14 protein-coding genes are annotated in these 14,516 nt (G+C 27.9%); 1 reads left to right on the forward strand and 13 read right to left on the reverse strand.

Translation table 11 applies throughout. The features are described 5' to 3' along the window. Positions 1-20: 20 nt before the first annotated feature. The 6 genes from Q5O44_RS07200 to Q5O44_RS07225 all read right to left on the reverse strand — a co-directional run bounded on the left by Q5O44_RS07200 (position 21) and on the right by Q5O44_RS07225 (position 6,150). Positions 21-344: a CRISPR-associated protein Cas4 gene (locus Q5O44_RS07200; RefSeq protein WP_022167727.1), complete on the reverse strand. Its 324-nt coding sequence runs from the start codon at positions 342-344 to the stop codon at positions 21-23. Continuing rightward, positions 322-612, reverse strand: coding sequence for a CRISPR-associated endonuclease Cas2 (cas2, locus tag Q5O44_RS07205; RefSeq protein ID WP_022167728.1), 291 nt, complete (start codon positions 610-612; stop codon positions 322-324). Before cas2 ends, Q5O44_RS07200 begins: the two co-directional genes overlap by 23 nt. Then, complete coding sequence (cas1, locus tag Q5O44_RS07210) at positions 613-1,599, reverse strand: CRISPR-associated endonuclease Cas1 (RefSeq protein ID WP_022167729.1); 987 nt, start codon at positions 1,597-1,599, stop codon at positions 613-615. A gap of 185 nt (positions 1,600-1,784) precedes the next feature. Then, positions 1,785-4,334, reverse strand: a complete 2,550-nt coding sequence (locus tag Q5O44_RS07215; RefSeq protein ID WP_022167730.1) for an ABC transporter permease — start codon at positions 4,332-4,334, stop codon at positions 1,785-1,787. A gap of 9 nt (positions 4,335-4,343) precedes the next feature. Then, positions 4,344-5,045 carry an ABC transporter ATP-binding protein gene (locus Q5O44_RS07220; RefSeq protein WP_022167731.1) on the reverse strand — a complete coding sequence of 234 codons (702 nt, stop codon included), beginning with the start codon at positions 5,043-5,045 and terminating at the stop codon, positions 4,344-4,346. A gap of 121 nt (positions 5,046-5,166) precedes the next feature. Next, on the reverse strand, positions 5,167-6,150 hold the full coding sequence (locus tag Q5O44_RS07225; RefSeq protein ID WP_022167732.1) for a MerR family transcriptional regulator: 984 nt from the start codon (positions 6,148-6,150) through the stop codon (positions 5,167-5,169). Between the two features lie 289 nt (positions 6,151-6,439). Here Q5O44_RS07225 and Q5O44_RS07230 point away from each other — a divergent pair, with 289 nt between their 5' ends. After that, positions 6,440-6,919 (forward strand): GNAT family N-acetyltransferase, encoded by a 480-nt coding sequence (locus Q5O44_RS07230; protein ID WP_022167733.1) that lies wholly within the window; start codon positions 6,440-6,442, stop codon positions 6,917-6,919. Positions 6,920-7,032: 113 nt separating this feature from the next. On the opposite strand, the gene Q5O44_RS07235 is transcribed toward Q5O44_RS07230, so the two are convergent. From Q5O44_RS07235 to Q5O44_RS07265, 7 genes are all read right to left on the reverse strand, one after another. Then, positions 7,033-7,455: a hypothetical protein gene (locus Q5O44_RS07235; protein WP_022167734.1), complete on the reverse strand. Its 423-nt coding sequence runs from the start codon at positions 7,453-7,455 to the stop codon at positions 7,033-7,035. Between the two features lie 85 nt (positions 7,456-7,540). Further along, positions 7,541-8,458 (reverse strand): lipopolysaccharide assembly protein LapB, encoded by a 918-nt coding sequence (locus Q5O44_RS07240; RefSeq protein WP_302637640.1) that lies wholly within the window; start codon positions 8,456-8,458, stop codon positions 7,541-7,543. A 116-nt stretch (positions 8,459-8,574) separates the two neighbouring features. Further along, a complete protein-coding gene (locus Q5O44_RS07245) occupies positions 8,575-10,119 on the reverse strand; it encodes a sodium-dependent transporter (RefSeq protein ID WP_022167736.1) in 1,545 nt (514 codons plus the stop codon). A gap of 124 nt (positions 10,120-10,243) precedes the next feature. Further along, positions 10,244-10,861: a hypothetical protein gene (locus Q5O44_RS07250; protein ID WP_022167737.1), complete on the reverse strand. Its 618-nt coding sequence runs from the start codon at positions 10,859-10,861 to the stop codon at positions 10,244-10,246. A gap of 178 nt (positions 10,862-11,039) precedes the next feature. Continuing rightward, positions 11,040-12,449, reverse strand: a complete 1,410-nt coding sequence (locus tag Q5O44_RS07255) for a VWA domain-containing protein (RefSeq protein ID WP_022167738.1) — start codon at positions 12,447-12,449, stop codon at positions 11,040-11,042. A gap of 3 nt (positions 12,450-12,452) precedes the next feature. After that, positions 12,453-13,583, reverse strand: coding sequence for an ATP-binding protein (locus tag Q5O44_RS07260; RefSeq protein WP_022167739.1), 1,131 nt, complete (start codon positions 13,581-13,583; stop codon positions 12,453-12,455). Positions 13,584-13,594: 11 nt separating this feature from the next. Beyond that, positions 13,595-14,398 carry a hypothetical protein gene (locus Q5O44_RS07265; RefSeq protein ID WP_022167740.1) on the reverse strand — a complete coding sequence of 268 codons (804 nt, stop codon included), beginning with the start codon at positions 14,396-14,398 and terminating at the stop codon, positions 13,595-13,597. Positions 14,399-14,516: the final 118 nt, after the last annotated feature.

Consider the following 14,516-nt stretch of genomic DNA (forward strand, 5'->3'; position numbering starts at 1 on the left):
GATTTAATGTGTCCACTACTTTATACTAACACCAGAGCATAGCTACCATCATCTAACGCATACACTTCATCTACTATTCCTTTTAATCCGTATTTCTTAGATATTAAATACTTTTCTTGTTCTTTGCTCACTCCACCAATTCTTTTTCTAACATTTAAAACGCTACTATTACTTTTGTTAGTATGCTTTTCTCGCCCTATTTGTACTTTAAATCTATTTTCTTCATATTGTTTGATTGATAAACATTTCATAAAATAAGTAAACCTTGGACAATACAAAAACTCAATAATTTCAGATGGAGTAATATATTCTTCTAATTCATTAAATGAATTTTGATATAACATTATTACTTACCAACTCCTTATCAAATCCATTTCCAATCAATTCTGTATCGTATAATAACTCTGTAGTTGAAGGAAAAATATAAATAGAATCTGTATCTTTATCAACTATTCTTTCCATCATTATTTTTAATTCATCCTTTTGATTCTTGTTTAATGAACCTAAAAAAATACTCTTTTGAACTCTATATAATCCTTTATTTTTACATATCTTAACTGCCTTGTTTCGTATCTTAGTTTCAGAAATATCATACATAACCCAATATAGCATTTACATCACCTCATTTAATATTTTATTGGCAATATTATGGCAATCATATTGAATAATATTCTTTAATTTTATCATTCTTCCTTTATACTTTATCTTATCTTCAAATCTGGTGTTAATTTCCTCAATCAATAGCTTTTTTCCCTCCTTATTAAGCCAAAAACCACCTGTACTTATTTTATCAAACATATCTTTTTTAACCTTTCTCTTTGAAAATAAGCTAAATACTGTTTCATCCATATAACCCCTATACATTTCAATTAAATCAAAAACCAATGCCGTCTTATTATAATTGTCAGTATGCATTATGCCTATATACGGATCTAATCCAGCAATAATACAAGATTGTTCTACTCTTGAATAAAGTATTCCGTATCCATAATTAAGCATACAATTAAACATATCTGTTGCTGGATTTTTACTTCTTCCAACAAATTCATATTTTTCTGGTATTAATCTTCCTAAAGTATTAAAATATTTTTTTGCTGAGTATCCTTCATGCCCTTCAATAAGCCCTCTAATCTCTCCTATCTCTTCGTTTTCTAATCGTTCTATTTCATCCTTATGTTTTATTATTTCATTAATAGTTTCATTAATAATTAAAACTTTTTCTTCTTCTCTATTTAACTTTAATTTACTTAAATGGTTAATTTGATTTTGAAGCTTTTGAGTTACCCAACTCTTTACTAATTCTACTCCAATCCTATTTTCTATTAATTTTAATTGTTTCCTTCTTATTGTTGCTATACTTCCTAGTTTTGAATGCCATACTCTACCATAAGGCTCTCCATTATATTCTAAAAATACTACATCAATATTATTTTCTACAGCTAACTTCAATGAATCTGTTGTTACCAATGCTGATGTAGTTATTAAAATTTTTTCTATAGTTTTTACTGAAAATTCTTGTTTATTACCTTCATAAGTTACTTGAAACCTATCATCTACCTTAGATAATTTTGCTCCTCGAGTATTTATTATCAATTCCAATATCTATCACTCCTTATCCTCTTTTTGAAATTATTTACATATTTACATATAAATAATCAATATAATTTAATATTTTCAAAATTCTAAAATATAATTACAAGTTTCTCCTTACTAAAATAAATACTCATCATTTTAATTCTAATAATAAAAAACCACCAGCTTATCTGGTGGTTTTTTATTATTATTTATTCGTTAGATTTTAAAGCATCTATCATATTTACTTTTTTTAATTTTCTATGCATCATAAACATTACTATTAATGAAAATACTATTGTTAAAATAATTGAATAAATGAAACTAGCTGCATAAATACTAGGTGATAGCATCATATTATCTGCTTCAGCTGTTGTAATTACAAATCCATGAAGTATTTTACCCATAAACATCCCTATAATTATACCTAAAGCTGTTAATATGAAGTTTTCTCTCAAAATATACATAGTTACTTCATGATCATAAAAACCTAAAACCTTAATTGTTGATAATTCTCTAATTCTTTCAGAAACATTTATGTTATTTAAATTATAAAGAACAACTAATGCTAGTCCTCCTGCTGATATTATTAATATTATCACTACAATGTTTAGAGTGTCCATTGCTTCATTAGTTGTTTTACTTAAATAAGAAGTCATTGTAACATTAATAACCTTATTAGTTTCCATTAACTTACTAGCAATATCATTATCTTCATAATTACTATCATCTAACATAATAAATTGAGAATTATACTTAGCTTCTTTACCAAATACATCAGCATAATAGGCTTTTGACATATAAATTCCATGACTTAGATAGCTTTCAGATATATTGTTTACTTTTATTATATATGAATTATTTTCAGAATCTTTAAAGGTAATCTCATCGCCTTTAACTACTCCTAGTAGCTTAGCTAACTTTTCATTTATAATAGCACCATCATCAGATAGGATATACTCTTCACCAGAGACTCTATCATTCAATAAAACAAAATCTTTGAATTTATCCTTATCTTCTGGAACATATAAAGTAACATTTTGCTTATTAATATCTTCTTTTGAAATAGTGACCATTTCTTGATGGATATTTAAGCTATTTTTGTATCCTTTTAAACTCATTAGCTTTTCATTATACTCATCATCATCTTCTATAGTTGTATTATCATTAAATATTACCGTAGCTTGATACTTCCATAATTTATTAAATTGCTTATTTGTTAAATCTCCTATGGAATCCTTAAGACCAAAACCTGTTATAATCATAGCTGTACATGCAGCTATACCAAATACAGTCATTATCATACGTTGCTTATATCTAAATAAGTTCCTAAATGTAACCTTTTCATTAAAATTTAATCTTTTCCAAATTGGTGTAATTCTTTCTAGTAGTATTCTTTTTCCACTCTTTGGTGCCTTAGGTCTCATCAATGTTGAAGGCGTACTATTTAAATCTACTTTTAACACTAAAAGTGATGCACCAACTGTACATAAAATTGATATTACTAAAGATTGAATAATATATGACGGATAATAAACTATGCTTAAGTTTGGCAGAGCATATTGAGTATTATAAGCTGTATAAATTACTCTAGGGAATATGTTAAAACCTACAATTACTCCTAAAATACCACCTATGATACTAGCCAATGAAGCATAAATAATATATTTTATTGATATTTCTCTATTACTATAGCCAAGAGCTTTCAATGTTCCTATTTCTATTCTATTTTCCTCTACCATTCTCGTCATTGTAGTAAGACATATTAGTACCGCTACTATAAAGAAGCATATAGGAAAGACTGTTGCAATGGAATTGATTCTTTTAACTACATCATAAAATTCAGAATATCCTGGGTTATCATTTCTATTAAAGAAATAATATTTCACCTCATCAATTTCTGGTAATTGATTTTCCGCCATAGATATATATAATTCACTTCCTATAGCATCCACATAATTCTTGCTTATTTCCTCTATAGCCTTTATTTTTATTTCTTCAAGTCTTTCCTTAGGTCTACTTGAAAATAATTCTTCAAGATATCTTATATTTTCTTCCATTTTTTCAGCATATTCATCACTATATGATTCTAAGCCTTTAGTATTTTTAAAGGTAATATATATTTCAGAATAAGCTTCCATAGAAAAATCGTTCTTATTTAATATCACAAAGTAATCTACAAGACCCTTACCTACAGTAGTTGTACCTTTTGCTAGTTTTTCTATATATAATGGACTTCTAACAATACCTACAATTTTAAATGAATTATTATTTAATTGATTTTTTATCTCATCATCACACTGAATTGTATACGTATCACCAATTTTAAAATAACCATACTTTAAAGCTTGCTCATCTAGTGCTATTTCTCCTGGATTTTTTGGTAGCCTACCTTCTAATACTTCTAAAGAATTTATATTGGCAGATTTATCTTGGTCATATTCCATAAATTTAACAACACTATTTATATTAGTTAAATTGGCATCTACTGTATGTGATGCATAATAATCTAATATTTTATGGCTATTGTCTAGGAGCTTTAAATCTTCCTCACTTAAGCCTGCACTTGAAACTATCTTAGCATCCATCAAATGATATTCATTATAAAAATTTTCAATTGCTGCCTTCATATTAGGCCCAGAAGCTTTTATACCTGAATAAAAGGCAACACCTAACAAAATGATTACTAATATTGAAATAAATCTAGCTTTTGATGATTTAATTTCTCTTAATATTGACTTACTATATGCTTTTCTTTTCATCTTCTCCTCCTACCACTCTATTGTTTCAACTGATGATGGATTTGAATTAACTTCAATGCTTCTTACTTTAGCATCATTTATTCTAATTACCCTATCAGCCATTGGTGCCAAAGCTGAATTATGTGTTATAACAATTACTGTTGTTCCAGTATTTCTGCAGGTATCCTGTAATGTTTTTAATATTTGCTTTCCAGTAGTATAATCAAGAGCACCTGTTGGTTCATCACAAAGTAAAAGCTTTGGATTTTTAGCTATTGCTCTTGCTATAGCCACTCTCTGCTGCTCTCCTCCTGATAACTGAGCAGGAAAGTTATTTTTTCTATGTTCAAGCCCCACTAATTTTAATGTTTCATCAATATCTAATGCATTAGTTACTATTTGTGAAGCCAGTTCAACGTTTTCCCTAGCTGTTAAGTTTTGTACTAAATTATAAAATTGAAAAACAAATCCTACATCATTTCTTCTATATTTGGTAAGTTGCTTACTATTATATTTTGAAATATCCACCCCATCTATAATTATTTGTCCTTCATCACAGCTATCCATTCCTCCAAGTATGTTTAATACTGTAGACTTACCGGCTCCACTTGGTCCTAAAATTATAACAAACTCACCTTTTTCTATTTCAAAATTGATATTATTATTTGCTACTATTGTACTTTCTCCCATTTTGTATCTTTTACATTCATTTATCACTTGTATATATGACATTTTTTCCTCCTGAAATCATACTTATAGTTATTCATAGTATACGTTTTATACTTAATGATACTATTTTAGTATAATTATATTAGATTTAAATAACAACCATCAAATAAAACTACAATCATTATTACTTTTTAAATAAATCTATAATCTTATCTTTAAATGTAGATTTTTTTTCGTTATCATCTTCATTATTACCTAAACGCTTGCTTTCTACTTTATCTAAAATAAGCATTTGGTATTCATCGACTTGTCGCATTAGCTTATCACATTTTTCACTTAAGTCACTATTAACCTTAATTAATTGACGTACCTCTTCATCACGTTCTGCCTTTTTCTCTTTTTCTAGCTTGGCTATTTTTGCAAGCACTTTTATATAATTTGCTTTATAAACTTTCAGTTCTGCTATCTCAGAACTTTTATTGGAAGCTTCTTCAACAATCCCCTTTATTTCTCCAACTAAACTATTGAAAGCCTCCTTAGCATTGTTTCTAGTAGTTGTTAGTTCTATTATATCTGCTTGAGCTTTTAAGATTTCCTCATTTAATTCTAAATTATTCTCTTTCAACTCACTAATAAATTGATTTTTTTCATTAAGTTTCTTTCTTAATATTGCTATTTCTGTTTTTAAACTATCCATTTCTTTTCCAAAAGACTCCATGCTATTTTTATGTTTTCTTAAGTTATTCTCCTTATCACCTATTGATAATGTTAATTGATTAACTTTTTTTGTTAACACAGCATTTTCTTCTGCATAATCATCTATTATTCGCCTAAGCTTATCTATCTCACTGGCACTTCTTCTACTTTTACTACTTTTATTGTTGCTAGGTACTATATCTTTAGGCTCAACAGTTTCTATGTTATCTACTACTGGATCTTTTCTAATATTTTTCTTATTTAGTACAACATTATTTCTCAATATTTCTATATCTGAAAGACTATAATAGTTTTTATTACCATAACGTTTAACTGATATTATGTTCTTTTTTCTGTAATTATCTATAGTATTAGGACTTACATTAGCAATCTTACATGCATCCTTTTTATCAAAGTATTCTATTCCTATTTTATCTTTAATATTTTCTTTACAAGTATCTGAATCCCCCATTTCATCCTCCTCTTTAAATCACTGAACACTTATAAAATTATTATTCTATATTTTTCTTCCAAATCCTTCATATTATCCTTAAAATTCCTTTTCCTTAACTCATAAATAGTCGATATTATATTAATGCTCTTGATACACCTTATGGCACTTCTATGCAAAGAACTAAAAGAACAACTTAAAGTTAATTATGCAGGTATTTACAAATAATTATAACTTTATAAAAATTATGGTATAATAAAATAATTCATAAATGTTATAGCATAGGAAGATAATATTAAAGGAGTTAGAAGTGGATAATTATATAATTGACGAGATAGACCTAAATGCCATAAATAGAATTTTAGATATTTATAATTCTAATAAATCATTTTTGTGTAATCATTTAGGAGTTTCAAGTGTTTCTAAAGAATTTATACTTAATGAAATTGAAGAAATGAAGAAAATTGGTTTTAATTCATCAATAATAAAAGATCATACAGGTGAAGTAATTGGACTGTGTGACTTTAAAATTAGCCATGAAGTATATTTATCACTATTAATGATTGATTATAGATTAAAAGGTAATGGATTAGGTAAAACAATATATAATCAGTTGGAAAAAATGTTTAAATCCAACAATGTTCAATCTATTAGAATAGATGTTGTATATGATTATGAAGAAAATGCACTTAAATTTTGGAAAAAACAAGGTTTCGTACCCAATGAAAAAATTGAATTAGAATGGAATGGATATAAATCTAATGCTATTAAAATGCATAAAATTATTTAAGAAAAATAAATAGAACTACTATAGATATAGATCTCTTATATTAAGAATTAAAGTCCAGTAACATTTATTACTGGACTTTTTATTCTAACATAAAATATATATAAAGTACCTATTTACTTCCAATGTTCTTCTCGTTGAAATCTTCTTAGATACCTAATAAATGCTAATTTAAAAATCATCTTTTCGCCAAATATTTCATGATAGATCAAGGTTCCCATATAGCTATCCTCACCTTGCACTTTAATTTCCTTAACTCTTACACTATGAAATATTTCATTTAGTTTACTGCTATATTCTTCATTAAAACATTTTTTAAAATCATCTTTATTTTCAAAATATAGCTCCGTCATTAGAAAATTCTCATGTACCATAATTTCTAATAACCTTTTTAAAGCTTTTAGCTCCTTAAAATCATTATTTACTTCAAGTTCCACTTGATAATCATCTGTTTTAATCTTTAATTTGCCATCTGAAATCATTTCCTTAATATCTTTTGCCAGATTAAGCAAATTAATATCCTCAATTTTCTCCAACATAATATAATATCTCCTTTATATAATATCTGCCTCTTTATATAAACTCCATTATATTATGTTACATATAAGCTAATTATATGAAGCACTAGTTAAATATTTTTTTATATCTCTCTAAAGTTCTAATTCCGTCTAATTCCCTATCTTTCTTCATGTAATCTACAAAAAAGTCATTTAGCTCAATGGATTTTAAAACATCATCTAATGCTAAATCCAATTCACTTATGGCCGCATAGAAGCATGCTCTATTATAATAAAGGAAACTTTCTTCTGGATTTTCTTTTATTCCTTCATTAATTATTTCTATGGCCTTCATATAGTCTTCTTTTTCACGATAAATTACAGCATAATTAAGATAACTGTATGGATAATATGGATCTACTTCAATTGATTTCTTGTAATACTCTATAGCCGCTTCTTCATTACCTAGCTTTTTACTGAATACACCCATATTAAAGAGAATTCTAAAATGTTTCGGTGAGAGTTCCAGTGCTTTTTCCATATATTTAAATGATAGCTTTGTATCTCCTAATTCGTCATAAATACATCCTAAATTAGCATTTGCCCATAAATCCTTTGAATTTAACTTAAGTACCTCTTTATAGTTTTTAATAGCTTCCTCCTTATTACCAAGTTCATCATAAGCATTGGCTAAAAAGAAATACGCTTTTTCATATTTATTATCATTTTCTATGGCATTTTTATAACATTCAATGGCTTCTTCATATAATTCATCGTCATCATAAATTATACCTAAACCATAATAAGCTATGGCACAAGTATTATCAATGTCCAATGCCATCTTATACATCTTTTCTGCTGAATTAAAATCAGCAATTTTATCATAAAGAAATGCTAAATCTAAAATTAAATCTATATCATCTTTTCCTTCTGGACAAGCATAAGCTTTCTTTAAAAACTTTAAAGCCTTAAGATAATTCTTTTCTGCCACAAAGCTTCTCCCAATGGAAATATAATTTTCAAACATATATGTATTATCCAAAATATCCACCTCTTTTTTTACAACTGCAAAAATAAAAGGCCGTAGTTAAAAACAGCCCCTTATTTTTTCTAATTATATCATGTAACAAATACAATTTCCTAATATTTTTAATTGTTTAACTAATCCCATTTTTTTATTTCATCAACAAAACCATTTTTCTTTCGATGATTTATTATAACTTTAGCAATAAATCCACTGACAAAGACTAAAAATGTTACTGCCCATCCACCTATAATATTAGACCATAATGGATAGCCTGACTCCTTTCCATATATACCTCCACCAGCAAATAATGAATATAAATTCCAAATGCAGAATCCAGTTAAAGCTATTGGAGCAATAAACTTAATTGATCCTATAAACCACCATTTAGGAATCTTATATCCTAAAGAATTCCTATTAACTTCCTTTAAAACCTTTGTTGGCTTTAAGATCCATCCAACTACTATACATTCTAAAATGCCTATTATAATCATATTATATTGATTAGTCCAGTTATCAACAATATCTAGCCATGCTAATCCTGATCTAGATATAAAGATTAAGGAAATTAAAGCTGCAATAATACATATGGTCATTGTGGTTTTTCTCTTATTTAATTTAAATCTATCTGCCACTCCTGTTGAAACACCCTCTACTATGGAAAATGCTGAGTCTACAGCTAAAGAAGCTAAGCATAAATAAAATATCATACCAAAGGCTGCATTAACCCATCCAGTGTTTGTTAAATTTGCTATTGCTTGCGGAAAAATAATAAAAGCAGTTGCTATTCCTGATGCTGACATATCATTTGTAGTCATTCCAACACCATACATGGTAGTAAACATGACAATTCCTGATAAGATGCTTACACCTAAGTCAGCAAAAGCTATTACTGTAGCATCTTTAGCAATATTAGCTGAATCACTTAAATAAGAACCATATGCAATCATGATAGCCATCATAATAGAGAGACTATAAAATACTTGCCCAATTGCATCAATAATCAAATTTGACATTAACCCTTCATCTATAATTTGGGCGAAATTTGGGGTGAATAGTTTTCCTATACCTTCCATACCACCTGGCATGGAAATCCCCTTAATAGCCATTATTATTAAAAATAACAAAGGTAATGTAAGACCTGTATATTTTACTACCCTTCCTACACTGGCAGTTCCTCGCCTTATGCATAGATAAATTAAAGTCCAAGCCACTAAAAGCATTATTATCATAACCCATGGTATTTGAGCACCTGAAATAGTCCATGAAGTTTCTGTTATATTAGCAAATAAAGAACTTGCTGCTTGAGAATCACCTACCATTCCTGCAAATTTAAAGCTAAAAACAGCCATGGCAATTACCCAGGCAAAAACTACTGCATAATAAGTTGAAATTGCAAAAGCATTAGTTGTAGCTGCCCAACCAACAAACTCTGATTTTTTATTTATGGTTCTAAAAGCTCCAGGAGCTCCTTCTCTTGTTTTTCTACCAATAGCTATCTCCATTGTTAACAAAGGAATTCCCAATGCTAGCATAGCAATTGTATATACCAGTAAAAAAGCTCCTCCTCCATATTTGGCTGCTAGCCCTGGGAAACGCCATGCATTACCAAGCCCTACCGCCGAGCCTATGGCAGCTAAAATAAAAGTAGTTCTTGAAGCCCATTCTTCTCTTACTTCCAAATTATCACCTCATCAAAATAATAAAATACTTGTAATAATTATATTGATTTGGTAAAAATAAAATTACTTTTTTAAAAATTTCTTTATAAATTCATGGTTTATAAAAAAAATTTAATAAAATCTTCTATTCTCTATTTAAAGATAAGCCATTTTTATTAAGTAACATTTCCATCTCAACCACTGAAGAAACACCATATATATGAAATACTTTAGGTTTTTGGGTTTCAGAAGGATTTTTATAATTAATAGTAATAGTGTCATTTTTTATATTATAAACTATATCACCTAAAGAATCTTTCTTTATCATATCTTTAATTATATTCATTATGTATACACTGGATACTAATTTATCTCCACTGTCTTCCACGCTGATATATCCATAGTATACAGTTGCTGAACCTGATGATGGACTCCATCTAACTCTCTGAAGGCCTCTAAGATTGTTAAACAATTTTCCTTCAATCCAAACTACTTCACCAGTATCCATATCATAATCCATAAGTCTAAAATCTTCTTCTTTATTCTTAATAACATATGCATTTAACCTTGTTCTTACTATGTTACGAGTAGCTGTTTCTTTCACATCATCTAACTTAATATCTTCATCTTCTTCATTGATGAAAGGCTCTGTGTCATTAATTCTTATATTTTTATGTATTTCATCTTCAAAATGAGATAAATTATTCTCTAAAATATCTTTAGTTTTTATCTTAGTAAATATTTTTCTAAAGTTTTTTAACATTTAATCAGCTCCAATATTAATTTTTATTATTATAGCATTAATGTATTTCCATATGTCTTATTTTTAAAATATTATAAATAAAGTAGGATATACAATTAATATTATATCCTACTTTCAAATGTCTTCATGAAATTTTATGAAATAAAGTTAATTTTATTTACTATTCTTAAAAACTAAACTAAAAAATAGGTTCCTGATTATTCATTGAATATCCATCAGTCTTAACATCCTTTAGTTCAAGTTCATTATCTTTCACTTCTACCTTGCTAAGTTTTTTTACTGGTCCATAAGCTTCATCTAGCGAAAGCTTATCACCTCTTCCTGATATTATCCATAAAGTTTTATATCCCCTTGGAACTACTTCAAGTTTTTTCTCTCCTTTGCCATCAGTGAAATATATAAGAAGATTACACTTATTATTATTGGCATACTCAAATACAGGGGTAAACTTAGTAGAACCTCCTGCTGCAAGCCTTTCCTTTACATCTCTCATTGATTTTGCCTTATAAACTCTTTTAATTTCCTTATCACATTCAATGATTGTAATTTCATGGTTATAATTCTTAACAATAGATAATACTTCTTTTATAGCTTGCTTAAATTCATCATTACTTATACTTCCACTTATATCAATGGCCACAGTAATTTCAGCCTTATGGTTTCTTATTTCTCCCCTTAAGTCAAGTCTATTTGGCTGTCTTCTATTTCTTCTAGTTATGATCTTTTTCTTATTACTTTCAACAGTACCCATAAGCTTCTTAAGCATGATATTCCAAGGTATTTCTCCTTGGATATTCTTTAAATTAGCTATTAATGACTCCACTTGTGAAGGTATTGTTCCCTTTTGAGATGCATTTATAACCTTTTCTGCAAATTCCTTTAAAGTTTTTTCATCTACTTCATCACTTTCCTGCCACATATCATGCATCTTTTCAGGATCATAAAAATCTTCCATAGAATCTGTCATTTGACTATCATCTTCTTCCCCTTCATCATCCTCTTCCATAAGATCAAGTTCACTTTGTATCTTTTCAGCATAGTACTCTAATGTATTATATGCTTCCATATTAAGATTGTATTTATTGTTTACTCCCTTTAAGGTAGTTGAATAAGGCGGTAGATTGTCCAAATATTGATTTACTACTATGTCCATTGCTAAATTTATGGCTAATGTACTATATTTGCTTTTAAGCTCTTTTGCTCTAGATAAATGAAGTGATAAAATATGATGTATTTCATGCTTTATAGTTGTCTCCATTTGCTTCATATTCAGTTGAAGGAATAATATAGGATTAAAATAAATTACATATTTAGCACCTTTGAAGTTTACTCCGCTGGCACTGGTTATATCAAATCTTATTTCCCTTCCCATTTGAAATAAAAAATATCCATAAAAATTATCTTTATCTTCCATAAGACTTAAGATAACCTTATCAACTAGCTTAAAAAACTCTTCCTTAAACTCTTTTGTTATTTCAGGTCGAAATTCTTCTCCATTTCTCTTAGCTTTATACATATCAGCACTATCTACAATGTTATTTACTTTATCGTAAAGATCTTTTACTTGCCTTTCAAAATAGCTTTCCATATTTTATCCCCTTATCATGCTGTAAGATTCAAAATAGCTTTCAATAAACTTTTCATTTTCAAGTGCTTCCTCATATATTGCTGGATAATTAACTTTAATATCCTTCATTATACCTACCATTAAATCTATTGGATAAACTTTTAAAAATTCAATTAATCTATCAAGGTGAAATTCCTTATGTATGTTTCCATCATTTAATTGATTTTCTAATACTTTTAAAACATTGTTAGCACATAAATACAATCTAGTGTGACTTTCAGATTTAATTCTTTCCTTTACTTCTTCACTTAGACTTTCTCCTACAAAGATATCTTCATAAGCAATAAGGGCACTATGTTCAGCTTCCACAAAGCTAATAAATTCTTCTGCAATAACCTTTCCTACATTACCTTTTATTACATTTAAAAATACTGTTCTTGGTATTTCACCATTACTTTCTTTGTAAATCTTATATGATTTAGATACTCTTTCATAACTTCTTGGAGTTGCTCTTATATCATCTTCATTTATTTTATTTAAATATTCAGGGAATGTTGAAATAAATTCTATTACTTTACTATCTATACCTGCTTCTATGGCCCATTTTAACCATGCGTTTTCATCACTTTCCATATTAAGCCATACGAATCTATTTTCTTGTGCTGCATCCATATCAACTACTTGATAATCAAAATCTGAATCATATTTATTAGATGGATTCATTGCTGCTAGTATATTTACATTGTCATGTAGTTTATATCCATTTATTTCTCTATTTAATATTAAATTCATTAGCTCCTGCTGTACTGTATGTTCACATCTATTAATTTCATCAATGAATAAAAGCACTGAATTTCCTTTTGCTATTTCTTCATCAACTTCTCTTAATTTGCTATGAACAGCATATACTGTAGTCTTAACTTCATGTAATATTCCATTACCATCAACTTTACTATAAGATTCAACTGTAGGAAGTCCTCCAATTTCCCCTTCCTTTAATAAATTTCCGTCTATTACAATAAAACTCCATCCATTTTTTTCTGATAATTTCTTAGCTAATGCGGTCTTACCTATACCACTTTCCCCTACTACTAAAGGTACATCACCACTGGCTAATACTAATTCTACACTTTTTAATGTATCTATAAAATTCATTTTATGTCCTCCTAAATAGTCCTTAGTTTTTCATCTACAGCTATTTTCTTAGCCTTCTTACTACCATACTTATAGATAAATAATATCTTATCTATATCTATCTTATCACTATATTTATCAATACTATTGCACTTTAAGAAGTCTCTTACATATTTTTCATCAACATCATCTTTTGATAATACTTCTTTCAGTACTTCAATAACATCATCTTTTTCAATTTTTCTTACAATATATTTTATAACTAATACATTGGCTTTTAAAAATTCCTTCATCTTTGCAGCATCTAAGTTATAAATAAAGTTTATAGCTGCTTCATTATTTTTAACAGCAGTTATTTCTGCTTTAAAGCAAGGATTTTTAATATACCTTAAAGCATCATACTTAACCTTAACTGCTTCAACTTGAACTGTTTCAGATGGTTCTTTTATATATTTAATAGAATCATAATCTTTTTTCACAGCCATTATTTGTAATTCTTCAATTGGTTCTTTAACATATTGTATTGCCCAACCCCTCTGTTCTATAGCTAATTTTAGAACATCATAGCTTGGTTTTTTTATATAATTTAAATTGCTCCATCCTGCAAGAACAGCTTCCTTCATCAATTCCTCAGTTGGATTATCTATAAACTCTATGGCTCTTGGATTTGTTTTTACTGCTATCTCTTCCATTTCCTTTGTAGCATTATCTATGTATCTTAATAATAATCCATCTCTTTTAAGAGCCATAATTTTCATTTCATCAGTTGGATTATCTATATTTTTTATAGCTATTGGATTTAATTTCAGCATTCCTAATATCTTTGCTTCATCCATTTTAATCGCTCCTTCCTATCAAGTTTTTACTTAATAATAATTATCTACTAATATTATAAATACTTTCAACTTTAATTTAAAGAATAATTTTTCATTCTTTAAATTAATAATTTAAAAG

This window comes from Clostridium sp. CAG:221 (assembly GCA_000435835.1).
Lineage (GTDB): Bacteria > Bacillota > Clostridia > Clostridiales > Clostridiaceae > Clostridium.